The organism is Acinetobacter sp. GW821-FHT01C12 (genome assembly GCF_059422625.1).
Genome location: NZ_JBWKXD010000001.1, coordinates 1,174,006 through 1,198,451, shown reverse-complemented (window position 1 = coordinate 1,198,451; position 24,446 = coordinate 1,174,006). Strand labels below are relative to the sequence as shown.

20 protein-coding genes are annotated in these 24,446 nt (G+C 39.1%); 17 read left to right on the top strand and 3 right to left on the bottom strand.

Going from position 1 to position 24,446, the window contains the following annotated elements; all coding sequences use genetic code 11:
* The 13 genes from AC07WY_RS05675 to AC07WY_RS05615 form a co-directional block, all read left to right on the top strand.
* A partial coding sequence (locus AC07WY_RS05675) for a YDG domain-containing protein (protein WP_494735915.1) occupies nucleotides 1-771 on the top strand: 771 nt, incomplete at its 5' end.
* 3 nt (nucleotides 772-774) lie between these two features.
* Nucleotides 775-2,460 carry a ShlB/FhaC/HecB family hemolysin secretion/activation protein gene (locus tag AC07WY_RS05670; protein WP_494735914.1) on the top strand — a complete coding sequence of 562 codons (1,686 nt, stop codon included), beginning with the start codon at nucleotides 775-777 and terminating at the stop codon, nucleotides 2,458-2,460.
* A 524-nt stretch (nucleotides 2,461-2,984) separates the two neighbouring features.
* Complete coding sequence (gene hutC, locus AC07WY_RS05665) at nucleotides 2,985-3,737, top strand: histidine utilization transcriptional repressor HutC (protein WP_004721807.1); 753 nt, start codon at nucleotides 2,985-2,987, stop codon at nucleotides 3,735-3,737.
* On the top strand, nucleotides 3,734-4,315 hold the full coding sequence (locus AC07WY_RS05660) for a HutD/Ves family protein (protein ID WP_494735913.1): 582 nt from the start codon (nucleotides 3,734-3,736) through the stop codon (nucleotides 4,313-4,315). Before hutC ends, AC07WY_RS05660 begins: the two co-directional genes overlap by 4 nt.
* A gap of 237 nt (nucleotides 4,316-4,552) precedes the next feature.
* Entirely contained in the window at nucleotides 4,553-6,229 is a 1,677-nt protein-coding gene (gene hutU, locus AC07WY_RS05655; protein WP_151801979.1) for a urocanate hydratase, read from the top strand.
* Between the two features lie 82 nt (nucleotides 6,230-6,311).
* Nucleotides 6,312-7,850, top strand: a complete 1,539-nt coding sequence (hutH, locus tag AC07WY_RS05650) for a histidine ammonia-lyase (protein ID WP_494735912.1) — start codon at nucleotides 6,312-6,314, stop codon at nucleotides 7,848-7,850.
* Nucleotides 7,851-7,914: 64 nt separating this feature from the next.
* Nucleotides 7,915-9,327 (top strand): amino acid permease, encoded by a 1,413-nt coding sequence (locus AC07WY_RS05645; protein WP_494735911.1) that lies wholly within the window; start codon nucleotides 7,915-7,917, stop codon nucleotides 9,325-9,327.
* A 52-nt stretch (nucleotides 9,328-9,379) separates the two neighbouring features.
* Nucleotides 9,380-10,591: an imidazolonepropionase gene (gene hutI / locus AC07WY_RS05640; protein WP_494735910.1), complete on the top strand. Its 1,212-nt coding sequence runs from the start codon at nucleotides 9,380-9,382 to the stop codon at nucleotides 10,589-10,591.
* A gap of 28 nt (nucleotides 10,592-10,619) precedes the next feature.
* The gene (hutG, locus tag AC07WY_RS05635) at nucleotides 10,620-11,540 is read left to right on the top strand and encodes a formimidoylglutamase (protein ID WP_244015557.1); all 921 of its coding nucleotides are present in this window, start codon (nucleotides 10,620-10,622) and stop codon (nucleotides 11,538-11,540) included.
* Nucleotides 11,541-11,576: 36 nt separating this feature from the next.
* Nucleotides 11,577-12,848: a Glu/Leu/Phe/Val family dehydrogenase gene (locus AC07WY_RS05630; RefSeq protein ID WP_494735909.1), complete on the top strand. Its 1,272-nt coding sequence runs from the start codon at nucleotides 11,577-11,579 to the stop codon at nucleotides 12,846-12,848.
* A 900-nt stretch (nucleotides 12,849-13,748) separates the two neighbouring features.
* Nucleotides 13,749-14,207, top strand: coding sequence for a lysozyme inhibitor LprI family protein (locus AC07WY_RS05625; protein ID WP_494735908.1), 459 nt, complete (start codon nucleotides 13,749-13,751; stop codon nucleotides 14,205-14,207).
* A 103-nt stretch (nucleotides 14,208-14,310) separates the two neighbouring features.
* A complete protein-coding gene (locus tag AC07WY_RS05620; RefSeq protein ID WP_494735907.1) occupies nucleotides 14,311-14,835 on the top strand; it encodes a hypothetical protein in 525 nt (174 codons plus the stop codon).
* Between the two features lie 659 nt (nucleotides 14,836-15,494).
* A complete protein-coding gene (locus AC07WY_RS05615; RefSeq protein ID WP_262085556.1) occupies nucleotides 15,495-17,072 on the top strand; it encodes a sensor domain-containing diguanylate cyclase in 1,578 nt (525 codons plus the stop codon).
* A 389-nt stretch (nucleotides 17,073-17,461) separates the two neighbouring features.
* Here the strand turns inward: AC07WY_RS05615 and AC07WY_RS05610 are convergent, their stop codons facing one another.
* A complete protein-coding gene (locus AC07WY_RS05610; RefSeq protein ID WP_004820248.1) occupies nucleotides 17,462-18,097 on the bottom strand; it encodes a TetR/AcrR family transcriptional regulator in 636 nt (211 codons plus the stop codon).
* A 110-nt stretch (nucleotides 18,098-18,207) separates the two neighbouring features.
* Between AC07WY_RS05610 and AC07WY_RS05605 the strand changes: the two genes are divergently transcribed.
* Both AC07WY_RS05605 and AC07WY_RS05600 read left to right on the top strand, forming a co-directional pair.
* Entirely contained in the window at nucleotides 18,208-19,728 is a 1,521-nt protein-coding gene (locus tag AC07WY_RS05605) for a flavin-containing monooxygenase (RefSeq protein ID WP_494735906.1), read from the top strand.
* An 88-nt stretch (nucleotides 19,729-19,816) separates the two neighbouring features.
* The gene (locus AC07WY_RS05600) at nucleotides 19,817-20,653 is read left to right on the top strand and encodes an SDR family oxidoreductase (protein ID WP_262085560.1); all 837 of its coding nucleotides are present in this window, start codon (nucleotides 19,817-19,819) and stop codon (nucleotides 20,651-20,653) included.
* A 513-nt stretch (nucleotides 20,654-21,166) separates the two neighbouring features.
* Here AC07WY_RS05600 and AC07WY_RS05595 read toward each other — a convergent pair.
* On the bottom strand, nucleotides 21,167-21,790 hold the full coding sequence (locus tag AC07WY_RS05595) for a LysE family translocator (RefSeq protein WP_262085561.1): 624 nt from the start codon (nucleotides 21,788-21,790) through the stop codon (nucleotides 21,167-21,169).
* Nucleotides 21,791-21,800: 10 nt separating this feature from the next.
* Nucleotides 21,801-22,376, bottom strand: a complete 576-nt coding sequence (locus AC07WY_RS05590) for a PilZ domain-containing protein (RefSeq protein ID WP_004721776.1) — start codon at nucleotides 22,374-22,376, stop codon at nucleotides 21,801-21,803.
* Between the two features lie 23 nt (nucleotides 22,377-22,399).
* On the opposite strand from AC07WY_RS05590, the gene AC07WY_RS05585 reads away from it, so the two are divergent.
* On the top strand, nucleotides 22,400-23,635 hold the full coding sequence (locus AC07WY_RS05585) for a lipoprotein-releasing ABC transporter permease subunit (RefSeq protein WP_494735905.1): 1,236 nt from the start codon (nucleotides 22,400-22,402) through the stop codon (nucleotides 23,633-23,635).
* Nucleotides 23,628-24,326: a lipoprotein-releasing ABC transporter ATP-binding protein LolD gene (gene lolD / locus AC07WY_RS05580; protein WP_004721773.1), complete on the top strand. Its 699-nt coding sequence runs from the start codon at nucleotides 23,628-23,630 to the stop codon at nucleotides 24,324-24,326. Before AC07WY_RS05585 ends, lolD begins: the two co-directional genes overlap by 8 nt.
* Nucleotides 24,327-24,446: the final 120 nt, after the last annotated feature.

The following is a 24,446-nucleotide window of genomic DNA, read 5'->3' as shown; positions in this document are numbered from 1 at the left end:
GGCAAATATGTTAACACCGCAACAGGTCTAGACAAGAACTACGAGCTAAGCTTTGTGGATGGTTCATTAGATATCGCCAAAGCTAAAATTAACCAAGTGACAGGCATTAGCGCCAATAATCGTATTTATGATGCAACCACCAACGCAACATTAAATACTGGATCAGCACAATTCACTGGTATGGTTGCAGGCGATGAATTGAAAGTTGCTTCAGCAACTGGACAATTCAGTGATAAAAATGTGGGTATAGCAAAACAGGTCTCGATTCAGGGTGTCAGTTTAAGTGGTGCAGATGCACACAACTACGAGTTGGTGAATAACACTGCACAAACTACGGCAGATATTCGCCAAGCCAATATTCAAAACATCGCTGGAATTACGGCCAACAATCGTACTTATAATGGATTAACTGCCGCTGAGCTTAATCTCAGCAACGCACAATTCAACGGCATATATGCTGGGGATAATTTAAACGTTGCAACAGCAACAGGACAATTTGACAGTGCGACCACAGGGCAAGCAAAAAATGTATCGATTACAGGTTTAAGTCTAGGTGGCTTAGATGCTCAAAACTACAAACTTGTGGATACGACTGCTGTGACCACAGCTGATATTTATCTGTTAACCCCTGCAGCATATTTACAAGCCATACAATTCAAACGACCTCGTTATTTGCCTGAAACCAATAACGTCTTAAATACAGTTGATTTAGATGTACGCCAAGGTGGAGTTAACACTGCAGGTATTCAAATTTTGGCAGGGGAGCACTAATTGATGAAACAACAACACAATATATTGGCAACATCTGTGGCTGCTTGTCTGATGCTTTTGACCAGCAGTAACCATGCAGCGCCAGCACCTAATGCGGGTCAACTGCTACAACAACAGCAACAAGGACAAAACCTTGAACCACAGGCTGCTGTTCAGGTAGAAAGTTCAGCAAGCAATAACGTACCTAATTCACCTGATATCCAAATCTCTGTACGCAAAATTGAAATCACTGGAAATAGTCGTTTTAGCACAGCACAATTGCATCACTTAGTGGCGGATGCCGAAGGTAAACAATTGAGTCTTCAGCAACTTTGGCAAGTAGCCCAAAAGATTACCACTTACTACCAGCAACAGGGCTATGCCTATAGTCGGGCTTATCTGCCTCAGCAGAATCTAAGTCAGGGCGTAGTACGTATCAATGTACTCGAAGCGTATTATGATCAAACCCAGATTGATAATCAAAGTCGAACGCAAAACTGGCTGATTGAACAAACCGTTGCGCCACTTAAACAAGGTGAGCGGATCAACAGTGACCAGATGCAACAACAACTCAAACTGCTCAATCGTTTAAATGGAGTCAATACCCGAAATGTTTTGACCCCTGGTGCAACAGTCGGAAGTAGCCAACTCAATGTTGAAGTACAAAATGCGGCCATGTTGAATGGATATATTGGCGCAGATAACTTTGGTAATCGTTATACTAGTCAAGTGCGTGGAACCGCTGGAATTTCTGCCAACAACCTAGCAGGCTTAGGTGATGAACTGAGTTTAGATGTAATGACTGCAGGCAAACGCATGAACTACGGGCGCGTGGGTTATGCCTTTACCTTTACAGGAATGGGTACTCGGGCAGGCGCAAGTTATTCTTATCTAGATTATGAACTTGGAAAAGAGCTAAAAAACATTGGCGCAGAAGGGAGTGCTGCACAAAGTAGCGTATTCATTAGCCAACCTGCCTTACTGACCAATAATGCAGAAGTCCTTCTCAGCTTACAATACGATCATAAACAACTGAAAGATGATATTCAGCTCAATCAATATTACAAACATCGAAATATTGACGTGGTGACTGCCCGACTGGATGGCTCGCAGTTTGATCAATTCTTGGGTGGAGGCTTAACCCAATATGGTGCCTCAACCAGTTATGGTCGTGTGAAATTTAAAAACGATGATGCCGCTGCTTTAGATGCGCAAACAGCGAAGACAGCTGGAGACTACTATACAGCTACATTGAATCTGTCACGCTTACAAAACCTAAGCAATAAGGGCACGCAAGGCTATTTGGGAATTTATGGACAATACAGTCCTTATAATCTAGACAGTGCAGAGCAATATCTAGGTGGTGGTCCATTTAATGTTCGTGGTTATGAATCGAGTCAATTTGCAGGCTCTACAGGTTATTTGGCCACGACAGAACTGAGACAAAGTTTATTTGCCGATGCAAAGCATCAGCTAACAGCGAAAGTATTTATCGATACAGCAGAAGTCACGTTAAATGCTAAGCGTTGGGCAGGTGTGACAGGCGATAATCAAGTTCAAATCAGTAGTGCAGGTTTAGGTCTGAACTGGACGAGTGCGTGGAATATTCAAGCCAATGCAGAAGTTGCCTTTCCAATTGGAAATATGCCAGAGCAGTTGCAAGACCGCGATAATCACCAGTACTGGTTGAGTTTAAGAAAGACTTTCTAATTTGATTGAATAAATAAGGAGGCTTTTGCCTCCTTATTTATGTCGCCACGCGATAGCAACACGCTGTATGGTTAAACTCAATTTATTTGGGTAACGAAAAACTCCCTCCTTTAAAAAGGTGAGAAGTATTAACTTTGCAAGGAGGAGGATTTGAACAACCTGTGTCGAAACTTCATAAGAGAGCAGATTTACAATCTGAGTAAAAACTTAGCAAAGGGGATTTAAAAACCTAGCTGGTGAGAATAAAACTTACACAGCCACACTTTACATTTAAAGTTTAAATTCTTTTGCGTAGATGAAGTCAAACCTTGTGCTGCAAACAAAGCCGATTAATATTCGTTGGGTGACCGCTACACCATCTATGATTAAATGATGCAAAAGCAAAATGATTAAATTGATATAAGTTGGAATGCCATTGATGAGTAATGGATATTTTTATCATGATTATTTGTATAGGCTTGTATATACAAATAACATCAACTCAAGATACAATGAGTTAGAATATTTTGTATGAGTTTTAGCCAATGTCAAGAGCGTCAAAGCACAATGATCTAGACTTATCTCTAGAAGAAGATAGTCCTGTTCCTTTGTATTTGCGCGTGAAACAAATGATTTCACAAAAAATTTATGAAGGAACATGGACTGTAAATAAAAAAATTCCTTCAGAAAGTGAGTTGGTGAATTTACTGGGTTGTAGTCGTATGACGGTCAATCGGGCATTGCGCGAACTGACCAGTGAAGGTTTATTGGTGCGCATACAAGGTGTTGGCTCTTTTGTCGCTGAAGGGCAAGGTCGTACAGCATTATTTCATGTGAATAATATTGCAGAAGAAATTATTGCGAGAAATCATAAACATCATGCGGAAGTATTGGTACTTGAACAAATTCAAGCCAATGAAGAACAAAGTCGATTAATGCAAATTCGAGAAGGACAACGCTTATTTCACTCGATCATTGTGCATTATGAAAATGATGTGCCTGTGCAGATCGAAGATCGTTTAGTTGATCCCGTACTGATTCCAGATTATTTGGCACAAGATTTTAAAACTATCACGCCTAATGCCTATTTAATGTCAAAAGCACCTGTTACTGAAGGTGAGCATGTGGTTACTGCGATTCTCGCTTCAGCACAAGAATGTAAATGGCTAAAAATCAATAAAACAGAGCCGTGTTTATTGATCCGTCGTAGAACATGGTCCAATAAACAACTGATCTCCAGTGCAAGACTGATTTATCCCGGCAGTCGCTATTATTTGGAAGGTAAATTTACCCAATGATTGAGCTTTTAAAAGCCAGCCATTATAAAAAAATGCGATGGAAAAATGGGGAAGGCTATACGTTTGAAATCGCCCGTAGCGTCGGTGAAAGCTTAGCTGAGTTTGATTGGCGGATTTCGATGGCCGATGTGAAAACATCGGGTGATTTTTCCAAGTTTAATGGGATGAATCGCTTTTTGACGGTATTGGAAGGTCAAGGTCTTTCACTGCGTATAGATGATGATTTTAAGCACTTAAAAACATTGCAGTCTGTCGAGTTTCGTGGAGACAGTGTGGTCAGTTGTGAATTGCTGGCAGGGTACATTCGAGATTTTAATTTGATTTATAATCCGAAAAAGTTTGATGCACAGTATCAGTGGATTTTCTCTCCAGAAGCCTTAGAAATACCCATATTATCTGACGTGATGTTTATTTTTAATCAGAGTGTTGAAGCTTTGGTTATCGAAATTGATCAACAGATTTTTCATTTGGAACATCAAGACAGCCTTAAACTTGAAAATGAAAAACCATTGAAAGCTATCACATTAAATCATCAATTTTTAAAGCAAACTTGTCTAATACAACTCACAGAAATCTAAATTTTATTGATTTTACTTAAACGCATACAACCTGAAGTTGTCTGCGTTTTTTTGCTTTTATGAAAAATAAATCTATTTATTTTATATGTTTATAAATTTTTTTTAAAATAATTTAAAAAGCATCTTTTCAATATTAAAGATTTGTGTAGTATATAGATGTATATACAAGTTAGTACATTGCTATACAGTGAATGCAGTTTAATTTGCTGGTTTAAACTCAAAGGAAGGAGTCCTATTGTGACAACAACGACAACAAAATTTCGTGATGTAGAAATTCGCGCACCTCGTGGTACTAAGCTCAATGCAAAAAGTTGGTTGACTGAAGCTCCACTGCGTATGTTGATGAATAATCTTGATCCTGATGTCGCAGAGAATCCAAAAGAGCTTGTTGTTTACGGCGGTATTGGTCGTGCTGCACGTAATTGGGAATGTTATGACAAGATTGTTGAAACACTTAAAACTTTAGAAAATGACGAAACTTTATTGGTTCAATCAGGTAAACCCGTTGGTGTGTTCAAAACACATAAAGATGCACCACGTGTTCTTATTGCCAATTCAAACTTAGTTCCACATTGGGCAAATTGGCAACATTTCAACGAGCTAGATGCTAAAGGCTTGGCAATGTATGGTCAAATGACCGCAGGTTCTTGGATCTATATCGGCAGCCAAGGCATTGTACAAGGCACCTATGAAACTTTTGTTGAAGCTGGTCGCCAGCACTACAATGGTGACTTAACAGGTCGTTGGGTGTTGACTGCTGGTTTAGGTGGGATGGGAGGGGCTCAGCCTTTAGCCGCGACATTGGCAGGCGCTTGCTCGCTTAATATTGAATGCCAGCAAGCCAGTATTGATTTCCGTTTACGTACACGTTATGTCGATGAGCAAGCTACAGATTTAGATGATGCTTTGGCGCGTATCGACCGTTATACCAAAGAAGGCAAGGTGATTTCGATTGCGCTACATGGCAATGCAGCTGAGATTTTACCTGAACTGGTTCGCCGTGGTGTTCATCCGGACATGGTGACGGATCAAACCAGTGCACATGATCCACTCAATGGCTATTTACCAATTGGTTGGACATGGGACGAATATCGTCAACGTGCTAAAACTGAGCCAGAAGCAGTGGTAAAAGCTGCAAAACAATCTATGGCAAAGCATGTACAAGCGATGTTGGATTTCCAAAAAATGGGTGTTCCAACCTTTGACTATGGCAATAATATCCGTCAAATGGCGCAGGAAGAAGGCGTAGAAAACGCATTTGATTTCCCTGGTTTTGTACCTGCCTATATCCGTCCATTATTCTGTCGTGGTATTGGACCATTCCGTTGGGTTGCACTTTCAGGTGATCCAGAAGATATCTATAAAACAGATGCAAAAGTTAAAGAATTGATTCCAGATGATGAACATTTACATCGTTGGTTAGACATGGCAAGAGAACGGATTAGCTTCCAAGGCTTACCAGCACGTATTTGCTGGGTTGGTTTAGGCTTACGTGCAAAATTAGGTCTGGCATTTAACGAAATGGTACGTAGTGGTGAGCTTTCAGCGCCAATCGTCATTGGTCGTGATCATTTAGACTCAGGTTCAGTTTCCAGTCCAAACCGTGAAACTGAAGCAATGCAAGATGGTTCTGATGCTGTATCTGATTGGCCATTGCTGAATGCTTTACTTAATACAGCTGGTGGTGCGACTTGGGTTTCATTACATCACGGTGGTGGTGTAGGAATGGGCTTCTCTCAACACTCAGGTGTCGTCATTGTTTGTGATGGTACGGATGAAGCAGCAGCACGTATTGCTCGTGTGTTGACCAATGACCCAGCAACAGGCGTGATGCGTCATGCAGATGCTGGTTATGATATCGCTGTTGAATGTGCCAAAGCGCAAGGTTTGAACTTGCCAATGATCACCAAATAAAAGACAAGGACATTACGATGCTTTTTGCAATTGTGTAAACAGCATCGTAAGAGAACAATATAGCGCAAAACAGGACGTCAAAATGGAACTCTTAATTCAACCAGGCAAGCTCACACTCGCAGATCTTCGCCAAGCGTATTTAAATCCAATCAAAGTTAAACTGGATGACAGTGCTTATGCTGGCATCAATGCAAGTGTTGCATGTGTCGAAAAAATTGTGAATGAAGGACGTACAGCATACGGTATCAATACTGGCTTTGGCTTACTCGCTTCAAGTAAAATTGCCCCTGAAGACTTAGAACAATTACAACGTTCATTGGTACTTTCTCATGCCGCTGGTGTGGGTGAACCTTTAGATGATGCGATGGTTCGCTTAATTATGTTGTTAAAGGCCAATAGCTTGGCACGTGGTTTTTCTGGTATCCGTCCTAAAGTGATTGATGCAATCCTTGCTTTGATCAATGCAGAAGTTTATCCGCATATTCCATTAAAAGGTTCAGTCGGCGCTTCAGGTGACTTGGCACCCCTTGCACATATGTCTCTGGTTTTACTCGGTGAAAGTAAAGCACGCTATAAAGGGGAATGGTTACCAGCAGTTGAAGCACTTAAAGTTGCAGGTTTAGAACCGATTACTTTAGCGGCCAAAGAAGGTTTGGCACTTTTAAATGGTACACAAGTTTCAACAGCATACGCATTACGTGGTCTATTTGAAGCAGAAGATTTATTTGCTGCTGCGACCGTTTGTGGTGGATTAAGCGTTGAAGCTATGCTCGGTTCACGTGCACCATTTGATGCACGTGTCCATGAAGTTCGTGGTCAGCGTGGTCAAATTGATGTTGCCGCTGCATATCGTGACTTATTGACTGAATCAAGTGAAATCGCACATTCACATGAAGATTGTAGCAAGGTTCAAGACCCGTACTCACTGCGTTGCCAACCTCAAGTGATGGGGGCTTGTTTAACGCAAATTCGCCAAGCGGCAGAAGTATTAGCGATTGAGTCGAATGCCGTTTCAGATAACCCATTGGTGTTTGCGGCAGAAGGTGACGTCATCTCAGCAGGTAACTTCCATGCTGAACCCGTGGCAATGGCTGCTGATAATTTGGCCTTAGCGATTGCTGAGATTGGCTCACTGTCTGAACGTCGTGTTTCGATGATGATGGATCGCCATATGTCACAGCTTCCTCCATTTTTGGTTGCCAATGGTGGGGTGAATTCGGGCTTTATGATTGCTCAAGTAACAGCCGCTGCGTTGGCCAGTGACAATAAAGCACTTGCACATCCTGCCAGTGTTGATAGTTTACCGACCTCTGCAAATCAGGAAGACCATGTTTCCATGGCGCCTAATGCAGGAAAACGCTTGTGGTATATGGCTGATAACGTTCGCGGCATTCTCGCAGTTGAGTGGTTAGGTGCATGTCAAGGACTTGATTTCCGTGAAGGATTGAAAAGCTCTCCTAAACTTGAACGTGCCCGCAAAATTCTACGTGATCAAGTGGCGTATTACAGTGAAGATCGTTTCTTCGCGCCAGATATCGAACAAGCAAGTGAATTGCTCGCAAGTGGTTGTCTGAACGAACTGCTGATTGCGCAGCTACTACCGAGCTTGTCTGAAGTGTGATCAATAAAACGGTCACATGGAGTGACCGAATCTAACTAAATTTCCTCAAGGATTGGAGATTATAATGTCACAACACTCCACATTACAGCGGGGGTTAAACACCCGTCATATCCGTTTTTTGGCATTGGGTTCAGCGATTGGCACGGGGCTTTTCTATGGATCAGCAACGGCAATTAAAATGGCAGGTCCGTCTGTTTTAATTGCTTATATGGTTGCAGGGATTGCAATTTATATTGTGATGCGAGCATTAGGGGAAATGGCTGTTCATAACCCCGTATCAGGTTCTTTTAGTGAATATGCCTCGAATTATCTTGGCCCTTTAGCTGGTTTTACTACAGGCTGGACCTACGTCTTTGAAATGATCATTGTCGCCTTGGCTGACGTGACTGCTTTTGGTATCTATATGGGGTTTTGGTACCCCGATGTGCCACGATGGATCTGGATTTTATCGCTGATTATGTTCTTAGGCGCAATTAACCTGATCCACGTTAAAGTCTTTGGTGAAGTCGAGTTCTGGCTATCCATCGTCAAGGTCAGCGCTATTGTCGCCATGATTTTGGGTGGTTTTGGTCTAATGATCTATGGCTTTAATGCAGATCACACCGGCTTTGTACCTGGTATTCAAAACTTATGGATTCATGAGGGTTTTATGCCTAATGGTATTATGGGTTTAGTTGCCTGTTTATCTGTTGTGGTATTTGCATTCGGTGGCATCGAAATCATTGGGATCACAGCGGGTGAGTCACAAGATCCGAAAACGTCGATTCCACGTGCAATTAATGCGGTTCCTGTACGTATCTTACTTTTTTATATTCTGACAATTTTTGTATTGATGTCGATTTTCCCATGGAATCAAATTGGTAGCCAAGGCAGTCCATTTGTACAAATTTTTGAAAACTTAGGCATCAAATCTGCAGCAACTGTTTTAAATATTGTGGTCATTACAGCTGCAATTTCCGCAATCAATAGTGATGTATTTGGTGCAGGGCGTATGCTGTATGGTATGTCTAAGCATAAACAAGCACCTCAAGTGTTCCAGAAACTTTCACGTAATGGTGTTCCTTGGATGACTGTTGTAGTGATGGCTGGTGTGTTACTTGTCGGCGTCGTGCTTAACTATCTCATCCCTGAAAATGTATTTATTATCATCGCCTCAATTGCAACATTTGCGACGGTTTGGGTATGGTTGATGATCTTACTTTCTCAAGTGGGTATGCGTCGTAAATTGTCTAAATCAGAAATTAAAGCATTAGATTTCCCCGTGATTGGCTGGCCTTATGCACCTGCATTTGCCATTGTATTTATGCTGTTTATTTTAGCCATGATGGGATATTTCCCAGACTCACGACCTGCACTTTATGTCGGTATAACATGGTTAGTTCTACTTTGGATTGCTTATACGATATGGGTGAAGCCCAAGCAAAACTTAGTAAAAGAAAAATCAGAGCCTCAACAAAACGTCGAAATGGAAAGCTGATACTGAAGCTGCCCAAGCGTGATTAACGCATGGGCAGCAAGAGGAAATGTCAATGAAAAAACTTTGGACAAATTGTCATATTGCCACTATGCAAGATGGGCAATATTCCAGTATTGAATCTGCTGCAATTGTCACTTTAGCACAACATATTCACTGGATTGGCGCAGAAAAAGATGTTCCTGTAGATGACTATGCTGAGAGCATTGACCTCAATGGCGCATGGGTGACTCCCGGTTTAATTGATTGTCATACGCATAGTGTATTTGGTGGAAATCGCAGTGTTGAGTTTGAAAAACGTTTGCAAGGTGTCAGTTATGCGGAAATCGCAGCGAGTGGCGGTGGTATTGCAAGCACTGTACGTGCAACACGTGAAGCAAGTGAGGAACAGCTCCTTGCTTCGGCACTTAAACGTATTCGTTGTATGCTTAAAGATGGTGTAACCACCATTGAAATCAAGTCGGGATATGGTCTGGACTATAGCAATGAACGTAAAATGCTCCGTGTGATTCGTCAAGTCGCTCAAACTTTACCGATGACCGTAAAAAGTACGTGTTTGGCAGCGCATGCTTTGCCACCTGAGTATCAAGATCAAAGTGATGCTTATATTGAGCATATCTGTACCGAGATGTTACCCAAACTGCATCAAGAAGGTTTAGTCGATGCAGTCGATGCTTTCTGTGAACATTTGGCATTTTCTCCTGCGCAAGTTGAACGTGTTTTTAAAACAGCTCAGGCATTAAACTTACCAGTTAAATTACATGCAGAACAACTTTCATCTCTCGGTGGTTCAACACTTGCTGCGCGTTACCATGCTTTATCCGCAGATCATTTAGAATACATGACCGAAGCTGATGCCAAAGCCATGGCCGCTTCAGGCACAGTTGCTGTGTTATTGCCGGGGGCATTCTATTTTCTAAGAGAAACCAAGTATCCACCTTTAGACAGTTTGCAGCAACATGGTGTGCGTATCGCATTATCCAGTGATTTAAATCCAGGAACATCACCAGCCTTGTCATTACGTTTAATGCTGAATATGGGCAGTACATTATTCCGTTTAACACCAGAACAAGCACTCGCAGGTGTCACAACCCATGCCGCTTATGCACTTGGCTTACAAGACACGCATGGCACATTAGAACAGGGTAAAGTGGCGGATTTTATTGCTTGGGATATTGAGCATCCTTCAGAGATTGTGTATTGGCTTGGCGGTGATTTATCAAAACGAATCATCCAACATGGAAATGAAATCTTGATCTCAGCTTGAGATTAATTTTTATAGAGTGATATTAATAATGAATCATTCATTTAAGTGGCAAGGACGACAAGATGGGGAAGGTGATGCTCATCTTCGTCTCCATCAAGTGATCAATACCAGTCATCAGGCATCTTTTGCTTTTATTGGCTTTAGTTCAGATGAAGGTGTTAAACGCAATCATGGACGCTTAGGTGCAGCTGATGCACCAGATATGATTCGTGCGCAATTGGCAAATTTACCTGTACATCAACCTGTGACGATTATCGATTTAGGCACTGTGCTTTGTGATCATGCTGAACTTGAAATAGCACAGGCAGAATTGGCGCATCAAGTCGAACGTAGTTTAAATTCCGATATGAAACCGATTGTGTTAGGCGGTGGGCATGAAGTTGCCTTTGGCAGTTTTTCTGGCTTATTTCAATACATTCAAAATAATCATCTGAATAAGAAAATCGGCATTATTAACTTCGATGCACACTTTGATTTGCGTGAAGCTGAACAGGTCACTTCAGGCACACCTTTTTTAAATGCAGCTAAACTATCAGAACAGTTTCATCAAGAATTTAACTACATGTGTATCGGCGTTGCCAAGCATTCAAATACTAAAATTTTGTTTGATACAGCAGAGCGTTTAAACTGTAATTATATTTACGATTATGAATTAAAACTGCAAAATGTTGAAAATTTAATCTTAAGAATAAATAATTTTATTAAAAAAGTAGACTATTTGTATATTACGGTTGACCTTGATGTATTTAACGCTAGCATTGCGCCGGGTGTCAGCGCACCTGCGGTGAAAGGAATCGATTTATCTATTTTTGACCCATTATTAGAAGCCATTAAAAAAACTGGCAAGATCAAAGTTTTTGATGTGGCTGAATGTAATCCGCGGTTTGATTTGGACAACAGAACTGCCAAATTAGCCGCTTATATCATTTTTAACTACATATTTGATTGATGATTCAAGTGACTTCATCAAAAGGATAAGCAAAGTATGTCTAATTTATCTTATATCTCTCAAAATAACGGTCCATGGTCTACCTACCTCGAACAAATCGAGCGAGTTACACCATATTTAGAACATCTGAAAGATTATGTCGACACGTTAAAGCGACCAAAACGTGCTTTGATTGTCGATGTGCCGATTGTGATGGATGATGGCACAATCCGTCATTTCGAAGGCTATCGCGTTCAACATAACTTATCGCGTGGTCCAGGTAAGGGTGGTATTCGTTACCATCCAGATGTAGATCTCAATGAAGTGATGGCACTTTCTGCATGGATGACCATTAAAACTGCGGTTTTAAATCTACCTTTTGGCGGTGCAAAAGGTGGTGTTCGTGTTGATCCTCGTCAGCTTTCTCCTCGTGAGTTAGAGCGCTTAACACGTCGTTATACCAGTGAAATTAGCCATATCATTGGCCCACAAAAAGATATTCCAGCGCCGGATGTTGGTACCAATCCTAACGTTATGGGCTGGATTATGGATACATATTCTTCGGGTCAAGGCCATACCGTAACAGGTGTTGTTACAGGTAAGCCAATTCATTTAGGTGGTTCTTTAGGACGCATTAAAGCAACAGGTCGTGGTGTATTTATTACTGGTCAACAAGTTGCTGCAAAAATTAAACTTCCTTTAGAGGGTGCACGAGTTGCTGTCCAAGGTTTTGGTAACGTTGGTAGTGAAGCTGCATATCTATTTGCCGATTCAAAATCTATTATTGTAACGATTCAAGACCATACAGGGACGATTTACAACCCTCAAGGTATTGATTTAGCAGCTTTAAAAACCTATCTAGAAAGCAATCAAGGTGTGGGTGGCTTTGTGGGTGCTCAAGCGATTAGCGATGAGGATTTCTGGGATGTTGAAATGGATATCTTGATTCCTGCCGCATTGGAAGGTCAAATCACGGTTGAACGCGCACAGAAATTAACAGCGAAATTGGTACTTGAAGGTGCAAACGGTCCAACTTATCCAGAAGCAGATGATATCTTAATCCAACGTGGTATCACGGTTGTACCTGATGTGATTTGTAATGCTGGTGGTGTAACGGTCAGTTATTTTGAATGGGTTCAAGATATGTCGAGCTACTTCTGGTCGGAAGAAGAAATCAACCAAAGACTCGATAAATTAATGGTTCAAGCGATTAATGACGTATGGCAGACTGCAAATGACAAAGTATGTAGTTTAAGAACGGCTGCCTTTATTTTAGGTTGTGAGCGTATCTTAAAAGCACGTATGGAACGCGGTATTTTCCCAGGCTAATTTATTTGTTGTAAACGTGACCTTAGCGTATCTTCGCTAAGGTCATTTTTTATCTGTTTAAAATGTATTTTAACGGTCTATTTAAATAGTGAATTTTACAGAATCTATTGAATAATAGTTATCTTATATAGCGTCTTGTATTGCACAGTAATAGCATTTCAAAAATCTGAGTTCATCTTAGCATCAACTTTGTACTGCCTTATTTTGTATATAGATTTGTGCTGTTAATTAGATAGAGTAGTCAAACCACCTCATTGTTCATACAAATTATTTCTATCAAACCTTTGTTGATAAAAGAGGATTATGTTTTTGTGTGAACTTTTAGAAACTGTTGGTTATCAATTCATTTTTTTGTAATTTTGAATCCTAGATGGATATTCTACCCCTGCCCAACATGAGCAAAAAAAAGCACAGCTTTGTTTGCAGCGCAAGGTTTGGCATTCCTAAGAAAAGTGAGGCATCGCCTACGCAAGGGTATTTAAACTTTGAAAGTAAGGTGTGGCATTGTAAGCCTTCTTACAATCAAATAATTTATTTTTCCATACAATTGATTTAATTAAAAAATTAATTAATAGAAATTATATTTATACGTCTGAGTTTTTCTAACAGGTTGACTATAGAAACACATTCTAACCTTAAGCTACTACTTGTGCTTTAAGCAAAGAAAAACTTTGTTCTCGTTCAACATGCAATGTAATAAAAATTCATAGCCTTAATTTTAGCAAGGTCGAATTGTATGGATAAACCTAAATATAGCCTGAACAAAATGTCTTAAATTTTGTAAAGTATTTGCCTTTTTATGGTTTTAATTTCACATGAATTAAACTATAAAGTATAGCTAGTATGTGAATAAATTATAGACACTTTTGCAATAAACCTTTTTAGAAAGTAGTTAAGAATATGAATAAAATATACTCAAAGTACATCTATATTTTGAGCATTGGTAGCTTATGTAGCTTTGCGACTTTGTTATCAGCTGCACCGACATTGCAATACTCAAAAACCTACCAAAGCTGTATAAATACAGCAAAAACCACAGGGAACAAGCAACTGTGTATCAGTGCAGAGCATTTAGGTCAGAATGAAAGATTAAATCAGGCGGTAAAAAAACTAGCACCTAAGCTCTCAGCATATCAACAAAGCAGATTAACTGATGCTCAAGCAGAGTGGCGATCTTTGCAAAATTTTAAAGATGATCAATGTGATCAAGCTGCATTTGATGATGGAAATGCAGTTAAACCTTCGGGTAAAAACTTGACCGCATTGGATTGTGACCGACAGTCGCTTGAACGTGTGGCTGAACGCGCTTATGAGTTGGAACAAGGCAATGTGCGGGCTGAATATTATCTTGATCCATAATTTGTGATTGCTCATGATGCCTAAAGCATCGAAGTATTTTATAAAAAATTTTATTGGTTTTAGAGTAGATAAATCACAAACGTAAGCAAAAGGAAACTTTCTTATGATCAGTAAACAACAATTGACAACTAGTACAAGGAATAGCCGACAACACCAGAATAGAGGGGGTAAACATAGAGCTGCAGCTATTTGGGCTGTATTTACATTCGGCTTGTTACTCACAGGCTGTGTTTCAACACCTAATCCTGTACAACAGGCTGCTGATAAATTGGTTGGGCAACATGTAAATAAAGCAATCGGAATCTTTGGCTCACCAACTTATCGCGTCCCCGCGAGTAAATTAGGCGGCTCTGCAATGTGGGAAAATTCGATAGTTTCACAACGTGTCGTACAGCAATTTGTACAAACGGGAACTGAATATGCAGGTCAGCGTGTAGTGGGCCAAACCGGCGGACTAGGGGTTGTTGGCGCTATTTATGAAAATCAATATCGTCCAACAGGGTACTATCAAAATGCCGTACAAGAGCATGCTCAATACCTTTGTAATATCACAGCACTGACGGGTCCAGGTGATATTATTACGAGTATTATGGTGATCGGATGTAAACAGAGCAAAGATGGTTTGTGATCCTTAAAAGCCAAATATAGCTTTAATCTGACAGATATACGATAAAATGGATAACTGTCAGATACGGTTGGCGAGAGTATCATTTTTAGAAGACAACATGATCAAAATAGTCTGTTCAAAGGCGCATACATCAATTCAGTAAAATAATTCTTATTCATGTGCATTTTCTATTTATTTTTCCCTAAATTTTCCTAAGGTGGAACAGTTAAAATAAAGATAATGGTGTGATTTAAATCATTTTAAGCATTTCACTCAATAGAAAATATGACTTCCGAAATACTCTAAAATGATGTGCAACTTCAAGCAATTTTTAGTTAGCCTCATGATATCTGTAGTGCCTATAGTAAAGGCATATAGCCATGGGGAAATAAAATAATACTGGTATTTTTTTGGTTTAATTTATAGCATATTCAGTTTATTTTTATCGGACAATATATTCGTCATTTGCACACTTTCGCATGGTTTATATACTGATTTAAAGTCGCTAAAACACCATTGACCAAAGCCAGATGATTATCTTCAAGAAATTTTCTTAAAAATTATGTGAAGGGAAACTATTTAAAAATCATGAAAATAAATTAAACAATGATAAAAATATTGTAGTAATACTAAGTAAAAAAGAATAAAATTCAATCAAATGCTGTTTTGCAAATGACCTCATGAAACTGAAAAAACTCATATTTTGTTTAAAGTTAAATCTGAGAAAACTTATTCTTTTTTTAGCAATATTCAGCATCGCCATTCTATTTATTGCTTCACTTTTCGTGAATTATTCTATTCAAAAAAAAGAACTATTAGATACTTCTCTTTCAGTAAATATGGAATATGCCACTAAGATTGCTCAAAAAACGGATTCTCAAATTCAGACTGTGTTAAAGCAGTTAAATTATAGTGCCACTTTGCTGGGGGATTCATTTAATGATGAGCAATTTAAACAGTCAGAAGTAGACCGACTTAAATTTCAATCGAATTACTTTGATAGTGTGATTATTTCAGATAAATACGGGCATGTACTGAATTATTCACCGTCAAAAATTGCCATTAATAAAAATGTGGTGAATACAACACTTGGGTTTAAACAATCCATTGAAACGCAAAACACGGTGATCACAAGCCCATATTACTCAATCAAAAACAATTTAATTGTTTTTATTTCACAGCCTATTTTTGATAAAAACAAAAAGTATCTGGGCTTTATTGGTGGGGCAATTTATTTAAAAGAAAAAAATATCATTAACGAATTATTAACACTGAGCTTTAACTATAAAGACAGTTATATGTATGTATTGGATAGCAATAGAAAAATTATTTTTCATCCCGATGCGAGTCGAATCGGTACTCTTGCAACAGACAATACCGGCCTTAACTATATGTCCACTCATATGATTGGAAAAATAAGACTGATCAATAGTAAAGGTGTGGATAATTTAGCGGGTTTTGCCAGAGTAAGTCATACCAACTGGATCATTGTTTCACAACAACCAACCCATAAGCTTTTAGAAAAAGTTCCATATCTGATTTATAAAATTATTGCTTATATGCTTGGTTTTTATATTTTAATCTTTTTGATTATTTGGAAGATATCATATTATATCTCAGCACCATTAAACCGCTTAGCAACCATGGCGAGCCATCTCAATAATCCAGAGACCGCAACTCAAATTAAAAATGTAGATGCCTTATATTATGAGGTGAGAAATTTTAAACGCTCACTGTTACAGAGCTCTTCAAATTTTAAGAAAAAAATATCTACACTCAATCATTATGTAAATACAGATCCGTTAACAGGATTTTATAACCGTAGAGGGATGGAGTTACATATTGAGCGCTTAATGAAAAATAACGCACCATTTGCAATTATTGCTGTGGATATCGATTATTTTAAAAAAATTAATGATCAATATGGACATGAAAAAGGCGACTTGGTCCTGACCAAGACTGCACAAAATATTAAAGATTGTGTCAGAAGTATTGATGTTTGTTGTCGGATTGGTGGGGAAGAATTTGTAATTTTAAGTCCTATTGATAGCCAAAATTTAACTATTAATATTGCAGAACGGATTAGGCAAGCATTAGAAGTAACGCCAATCGGAGAAATACCTGCGATTACTGTGTCGATAGGAATAGCACATTGGCCTGAAATTTCTACCGACATCCATAAGGTGTTTAAAGCTGCTGATGAATATTTATATCTGGCAAAGAAAGATGGACGTAATTGTATTCGTTATAAAAAATAGCATTTAAAAATGCAAACTTATCTTCAATAAAGATATTTCATAAATCAAAAAATGATCATGTGGAGTGAATCATATTGGTATTGAAAGTTCCTTCTCCCTCTGGGAGAAGGCTAGGATGAGGGGGATTTTATATTGATTTATGGTTTTAAAAAGGACTTATGAAAGAAGCCTAATATTTTATCTCATTAAAAACTGCCCATAATTTTGGTTATGGGCAGTTTTTGAGTAAATTTAAGTACTATTTCAATCTTAGGATGAAAAGTAAAAAACTCTGTTGAGGCTATATCTTCATCCAAGGGAGACATTCATCTTCACAACATAACCATAACCCGTAGGATTGAATGAGATAAAGAAAACAGTTTAATTTATATCCTGTTGATTGCTATAAATCAGGCTGATGGCTTAGCAACTCCGCCAATGATTAATTCAATAATCGAATCGCCGTAGTTTTTTAAACCTTTAAGATCTTCAGGGTTGGCTAAAAAGCGTAAAGCCCCATTGGTAATCATCCCAATGATATTATGCCCCGTATTTTCACAATCTAAATTCTCACGAAAAAAGCCAGAATCTACCCCATGCTTTAAATAGTTGGCAGTAAAAATACCCGCCATTTGCATCAAGTTTTGAATAAATCTGGTCATTTCAGCATCTATTGAGGTTGCTTCAAGTAATAATAATTTTAGAGTTAGGGGATTCTCTTGTGCAAAAAGACGGAAGCGTTCAGAAATTCGCTGACATTGTTCACGGTATTCTTCAATATTATTCACTGCTTGAGGTGCATTTTCACCAGTAAGTAATGCCATGATTTTTTGCATGGTATCGGAAATAACATGCTGCAAGATATCACGTTTATTTTCAAAATGGCGATAAAAAGTACCATGACCAATGCCTAAGCGTTTGGCTATATCTGAAATCGCTGTTTGATGGTATCCACGCTCAGAAAATTCTAAAAACGCAGCTTCTAAAATATCAGCTTGTAATTGGATACGTTGACGTTCTGCACGAGTTAAAGTTGGTTCATTCATAGGCAAAGAATACCAAATAAATATTCAAAATTGTTAAACAATGGAAATTGACAAGTCATTCCGTTTTTGACATTGTATTCCTATTGTTTATATTCTAAGCGATTTTCAACATGGAACAAATGAAAAAAAGTACCAAAGATAAAAACTTTTATAAAGTGATTATCGTGGGTGGTGGTTTTGCTGGTCTTGGTGCTGCAATCAAATTAAAACAAGCGGGGATTGAAGATTTTATATTGCTGGAAAAGGCTGCTGAAATGGGCGGGGTCTGGCGTGAAAATACCTATCCGGGTTGTGCCTGTGATGTACCATCGGCACTCTATTCATACTCTTTTGAACAAAATCCAGCATGGTCACGGGTCTTTGCACAGCAAAAAGAAATTAAACAATATTTATTTGATGTGGTCGATAAGTACAAGGTCATGCCACATGTGCATTTGAATCGTGAAGCTTTACAAGCACAGTGGTCCGATGTGGAAAATTGCTGGATTATCCAAACCGAACAGGGCAAGTTGCGCTCTCAATTTGCAATTCTTGCTTGTGGTCCTATGCATGAACCTGTATTGCCTGATGTTAAAGGTATTGAAAGCTTTAAAGGAGAAATTTTCCATTCTTCACAATGGCGGCATGATTTGGACTTAACAGCTCAACGAGTTGCGGTGATTGGTACAGGTGCTTCTGCTATCCAGTTTGTACCGCAGATTCAACCTCAAGTTAAACAACTGACGATCTTTCAACGTACTGCACAATGGATTTTGCCAAAGTCAGACATGCCATTACTTGCACCTGTTCGTGCCATGTTTAAGCTGTTACCGCTGACCCAACAGCTGATGCGAGGCTCAGTCTATGGAATTTTTGAAACGATAAACGGTGGAATTCAAAGTCCTGCAGCAATGAAGCAATTCCAAAAATTAGCCAAATGGCATTTAAATTACCATATTAAAAATCCGCACCTACGAGAAAAATTAACCCCCAATTTTATTATTGGTTGTAAACGTATTTTGCAATCCAACAATTGGTATCCCGCTTTAGTACAAAAAAATGTTGAGGTGATTGCCAGCGGTTTATCTGAAATTAAAGGGAATACTTTAATTGCTAGTAATGGTGAACATTGTGAAGCTGACGTGATTATTCTGGGTACAGGCTTTGAGATTGCAGAACCACCCATTGCCAATCGTGTCTATAACCGTTTTGGACAGCGTATGTCTGATGTTTGGCAGGGGAGTCCTGAGGGCTATATGGGGACAATGGTAGAAAATTGTCCAAATGGTTTTTTGATGTTTGGTCCTAATGTCGCTGTGAGTTCCTCAGCATTTATTATCATTGAAGCTCAGCTTGATTACATTATCGATGCTTTGAAACAGGCAATTCAATTGGGCATAAAGACCATTGAACCAAATCCCAAAATCACCAAAATTTTTAATGAAAAAGTCCAAGCAGCTTTGCAAACCACAGTATGGAATAAGGGTGGATGTCAAAGCTATTTTATTGATCGCAATGGACGTAACAGTACAGTTTGGCCATGGTCAACCTATAAACTCCGAGAAAAGATGAAACATTTTAATTTAGCTGAGTATCTGATTGATCATCAACCTGAACCAAGCACAAGCTTAAAGCAAGAAGATGTTGTATGAGAAAGAGATTTTAACTTTCATCATATTCAAACCTAAATAAAGAGGATGGATATGAAATTTACCAAGATTTTAAATAAAGGATAACGCAATGTTTAAAAAACAAAAATTAAAAGACAAAGTGATTGCGATTACTGGTGCCGCACGTGGTATTGGTTTAGCTACCGCGGAAGCTTTAATTGCACAAGGCGCAAAAGTCAGTATCGGTGATCTCGATTTAGCACTTGCTGAAAAAGAAGCACAACGTATTGGTGCAAAAGCTTTTAAAGTGGATGTGCGTGATCGTGAATCATTTGCCCAATTTATTCAAAACACCATTCAACATTATGGCAGTCTTTATGCTTTAGTGAATAATGCTGGGATTATGCCGATGGGGGCTTTTCTGGATGAAGATCCCGCTTTAGCAGATGCACAAATTGATATTAACTTTCGTGGTGTTATCATTGGTATGCAATTGGCACTTCCTGAATTGCTTAAATATAAACAAGGCCATATTGTTAATATCGCATCACTTGCAGGGCGCTTTGCTTTACCAGGTTCTGCGGTTTATTCAGGGACTAAATTTGCTGTGATTGGTCTCACCGAAGCAGTTGCAGGTGAGTTTCGTGATTCTGCTATTCAGTTCACGGCAATTTTACCCAGTAAAGTGCTAACAGAGCTTACCGTTGGGACTGAAAATGCGGCAAAAACGATTCCAGCTGTGACACCACAACAGGTTGCCGATGCAGTTGTGAGTGCTTTAATTAAGCCACGGTTATTTATTGCGGTACCTGATTACTTGCAAACAGTACATAGTGCTTATGCTTTATTACCACAATGGGCGCAAACAGGTGCACGTCGTATCTTGGGGGATGATGGTATTTTAACTAAGCTTGATCATTCTGCCCATTCAAGTTATGCCAAGCGAATTCATAAGTTGGCAGAATAATTGCTTATCAAAAAGAAACTTTTTAAATTAGTACAGGGTCTGTAGACATTTCATAAATGGCTTGCGTTGTAGGTTAAAATTAAGCAGGCAAGGCATGAAACGAAGAGAATAGCGAGACTATTTTCGAGTTTCATAACGTAGTCTGAGATAATTTTAGCCACAACCCTGAGCAAGAACAAAGCACTGCTTTGTTTGCAGTGCAAGGCGCAGCGGGGGACTAGCGTGTTTTTTGCCGCTACGTCGTTACCTTGCGAAACGATGTTTCTCATCATTTAGAATGACTAAATTTCGTATCTCGCGCCTAGTATCGCCTAAAAAACACACGTAGTCGCAAACATAGACGAATTGTCAACAGACCCTATTTGACTCAAAGTAAATACTCCACTTTGAGTCGTTTTTTTATGGGTGTAGCTAAGATGGATATCATTGGATATACGTTGATGCGTATTACTATATAGCTGGTTCGGCTACATCTTATTGAAAAATTTTAAATTTATATTGGGTTGCTTGGTTTTATCTTTTGGAGCTCAGCATGATTTGTGTTGCTAAGCCAAAAAACACCGTACCCATAAACCATTTTTGTACTTTTAACCAAAGTGCGTGACGATTTAAAAATTGGGTAAATGAACTGGCAGTAAAAATCAACAGCATGTTGACGAGTAGACTAATCACAATTTGCACAAAACCTAAACTCAGCGTTTGCACTAGAACATCGCCTTGGTGTGGTTTGATAAATTGTGGCAGCAAAGCTAAGTACATCATCGCAATTTTAGGATTGAGTAGATTGGTCAAAAAGCCCATCAAAAATAGTTTTGAATTAGAATAAGACTGTTGACTGGCAATCTCAAAAGGCGAGTGAGGAGAGCGAATTGCTTTCCAGCCAAGATAAATCAAGTAGAGCGCACCAGCAATTTTTAAAACATCGTATGCAACTGGAATCGTCATTAATAAAGCGGTGATCCCAAAAGCAGCACACAGCATATAAAATACAAAACCGAGTGCCGTGCCGCCCAATGAAACCATCCCCGCAGTTTTACCCTGACACAAGGACCTTGAGATCAGATAAATCATATTTGGGCCAGGGGTGAGTGCCATACCAAAGGCAATCAAGGCAAAAGCGAATAAAGTAGAGTCCATATGCGCAATATCAATTATTCTGTAGGGTGATGTTTTGTTGAATACATTCAGCCAGTTTGACTTTATCTTGTGGATGCAAGGTAATGAAGTAAGCACCTACACGATATTGCTCATTTTCAGCAGGTTCCGAGTACGCAATTTGTGCCGTTGCTGCAATATGGAAGAAATTTTCAGGATGACTCAGAGTGACATGAATAAAGCTACCTTGTTTCAGGTATTGTTGACTGGTAAAACTGAAGCCACTTTCAGAAAAATTGACTTTTTGTGGCGTTGGTAACATGGTTTGTACAATAGAATCGTAAAGAGAACCAGTAATAAGGTTTAACTTTTGGTTGAATAAGGATAAGATTCGAGCAATTTGTTGATCTTTTTCATTTAATTGTTCTAATTCGTAGTGAAGTGCATGATCAAATTGATCTAATTCTGCAAGTAGTAGAAAATAGCGCGGTAATACAAAATTAGCATCATATGGATCGTTCAGCGCAACTTCTTCAGAAATGATTTGATAGTTGATCCTTAACGCAGCATCGATTCGTGACATGACACGACGTTCATTTGCTTCATTTTGATGCTGTAACGCTTCCATAAAACACCTCGGACTAGAATGGTATGTTTAAACCAATCTCGCTGTATATAGGGTTGAGATACACTCGCGCACGGCGTAGTAATCACTTTATTTCTTTTATCGCTTTGGTTTCCATGATCGGTCTAACCTTAGGGGTTGCTGTACTGATTACAGTTTTATCTGTTATGAATGGTTTTGACCGAGAGTTAAAGAACCGTGTTTTAGGTATGATACCTCAAGCCACTGTTTCTTCAACACAAATTCTAACAGACTGGCCTGTGCTTGCAAATAAAATTGAACAACATAAGCATGTAACTGGTGTTGCTCCATTTACACAACTACAAGGTATGCTTACCGCACAAGGACAAGTCGCTGGGATCATGGTGACCGGTATTGAACCTCAGTATGAAAAGAAGGTTTCAATTATCCAAAATCATATGGTGGAAGGTAGCATAGATCAACTAAAAAAAGGTGAATATGGCATTGTTCTAGGCAAACAAATGACTGATGCGTTAGGCCTTGGTCTAAATGACAATGTTACCTTGGTTTTACCTGAAGCAACCCCTTCGCCTGCAGGCGTTGTACCACGTTTTAAACGTTTTAAAATTGTTGGTATTTTTAGTATAGGTGCAGAAGTTGATTCGAGTTTAGGTTACATCGCACTTAATGATGCATCTACACTATTACGTCTACCTGACGGTGCGCAAGGTGTGCGTATGAAACTGGATGATATTTTCCAAGCGCCACAGGTTGCCAATGAAATTGTTCGTGAGTTACCGAGCGGTTTCTATGCCTCAGATTGGACCTATACGCATGGTAATTTATTCAGTGCAATCCAAATGGAAAAGGCAATGGTCAGTCTATTGTTATTCCTCATCGTGCTTGTTGCTGCATTTAATATTGTGTCTTCATTGGTCATGGTTGTGACGGATAAAAAATCAGACATCGCGATTCTAAGAACATTAGGTGCATCACCAGCAACAATTACCCGCATTTTTATGGTGCAAGGGACTGTGATTGGTGTGGTTGGAACGGTTGCTGGTGCAATTTTGGGAATTATCTCTGCATTAGGAATCAGTAATTTTATTGGCTGGTTGAATACTGCATTTGGATTACATTTATTCGATGCTTATTTTATCAACTACTTACCTTCTTATTTAAGATGGCAAGATGTAGTGGTGATTGTCAGCTTGTCCTTGGGTTTAAGTTTTATTGCAACCATTTATCCTGCATTGCGAGCGGCTAAAATTCAACCTGCGGAGGCGCTTCGTTATGAATAGTGCTACACAAAGTCCAGTGGTTTTAGAGGCACAAAATATCTATAAGTCGTTTACGGATGGCAAGTCACATGTAGACGTGATTACAGGTTTATCTTTGCAAGTCGCGCAAGGTGAGTTTGTCTCTATCGTGGGTTCAAGTGGTTCAGGTAAAAGTACACTCTTGCATATTCTGGGTGGACTCGATCGTCCTACTCAAGGTCTTGTCAATTTAAATGGCAAACGTTTTGATAACTTAGGTGAAGCTGAACGAGGATTTTTACGCAATGAACATTTAGGTTTCGTTTATCAGTTTCATCATTTATTGCCTGAATTTACTGCGCTTGAAAATGTCGCGATGCCGTTGATGTTAAGAAAAGATGCCGAATATAAAAAGGTTAAAGAACGTGCTGAATATTTGCTTGAACGGGTTGGATTATCACATCGTTTAACGCATCAACCTGGTGAGCTATCGGGGGGTGAACGTCAACGTGTGGCTTTAGCACGTGCCTTGGTCACACAACCGAAGTTGATGTTAGCCGATGAGCCGACAGGGAATTTAGATCGCAAAACAGCAAAATCTATTTTTGAATTACTGCGTGATTTGCGTGAGGAATTTAATATGGCTATGTTGATTGTGACACATGATGAGCAACTGGCAAAATCAGCAGATAGAATCCTACATATGCAAGATGGTATCTGGATCGATGGTTAAGTCAGCATTTATTTTGATGATATCATGCTGAATTGATGTATAATTTTTAAACTTAAGCCCAATCCGATTGGGCTTAATCAATAAATAAACACTGAAAACAATAAATAGAAAACTATGTAT

What these genes read in the sequence shown, in the direction of transcription:
- AC07WY_RS05605 (WP_494735906.1), top strand. Translation starts at nt 18,208, where the DNA reads ATGGAACAAATGAAAAAAAGTACCAAAGATAAAAACTTTTATAAAGTG.
- AC07WY_RS05590 (WP_004721776.1), bottom strand. Translation starts at nt 22,376, where the DNA reads ATGGAAGCGTTACAGCATCAAAATGAAGCAAATGAACGTCGTGTCATG.
- hutH (WP_494735912.1), top strand. Translation starts at nt 6,312, where the DNA reads ATGGAACTCTTAATTCAACCAGGCAAGCTCACACTCGCAGATCTTCGC.
- AC07WY_RS05660 (WP_494735913.1), top strand. Translation starts at nt 3,734, where the DNA reads ATGATTGAGCTTTTAAAAGCCAGCCATTATAAAAAAATGCGATGGAAA.
- lolD (WP_004721773.1), top strand. Translation starts at nt 23,628, where the DNA reads ATGAATAGTGCTACACAAAGTCCAGTGGTTTTAGAGGCACAAAATATC.
- AC07WY_RS05585 (WP_494735905.1), top strand. Translation starts at nt 22,400, where the DNA reads ATGTTTAAACCAATCTCGCTGTATATAGGGTTGAGATACACTCGCGCA.
- AC07WY_RS05615 (WP_262085556.1), top strand. Translation starts at nt 15,495, where the DNA reads ATGAAACTGAAAAAACTCATATTTTGTTTAAAGTTAAATCTGAGAAAA.
- AC07WY_RS05630 (WP_494735909.1), top strand. Translation starts at nt 11,577, where the DNA reads ATGTCTAATTTATCTTATATCTCTCAAAATAACGGTCCATGGTCTACC.
- AC07WY_RS05670 (WP_494735914.1), top strand. Translation starts at nt 775, where the DNA reads ATGAAACAACAACACAATATATTGGCAACATCTGTGGCTGCTTGTCTG.
- AC07WY_RS05620 (WP_494735907.1), top strand. Translation starts at nt 14,311, where the DNA reads ATGATCAGTAAACAACAATTGACAACTAGTACAAGGAATAGCCGACAA.
- AC07WY_RS05595 (WP_262085561.1), bottom strand. Translation starts at nt 21,790, where the DNA reads ATGGACTCTACTTTATTCGCTTTTGCCTTGATTGCCTTTGGTATGGCA.
- AC07WY_RS05625 (WP_494735908.1), top strand. Translation starts at nt 13,749, where the DNA reads ATGAATAAAATATACTCAAAGTACATCTATATTTTGAGCATTGGTAGC.
- hutG (WP_244015557.1), top strand. Translation starts at nt 10,620, where the DNA reads ATGAATCATTCATTTAAGTGGCAAGGACGACAAGATGGGGAAGGTGAT.
- AC07WY_RS05610 (WP_004820248.1), bottom strand. Translation starts at nt 18,097, where the DNA reads ATGAATGAACCAACTTTAACTCGTGCAGAACGTCAACGTATCCAATTA.
- hutC (WP_004721807.1), top strand. Translation starts at nt 2,985, where the DNA reads ATGTCAAGAGCGTCAAAGCACAATGATCTAGACTTATCTCTAGAAGAA.
- AC07WY_RS05645 (WP_494735911.1), top strand. Translation starts at nt 7,915, where the DNA reads ATGTCACAACACTCCACATTACAGCGGGGGTTAAACACCCGTCATATC.
- AC07WY_RS05600 (WP_262085560.1), top strand. Translation starts at nt 19,817, where the DNA reads ATGTTTAAAAAACAAAAATTAAAAGACAAAGTGATTGCGATTACTGGT.
- hutI (WP_494735910.1), top strand. Translation starts at nt 9,380, where the DNA reads ATGAAAAAACTTTGGACAAATTGTCATATTGCCACTATGCAAGATGGG.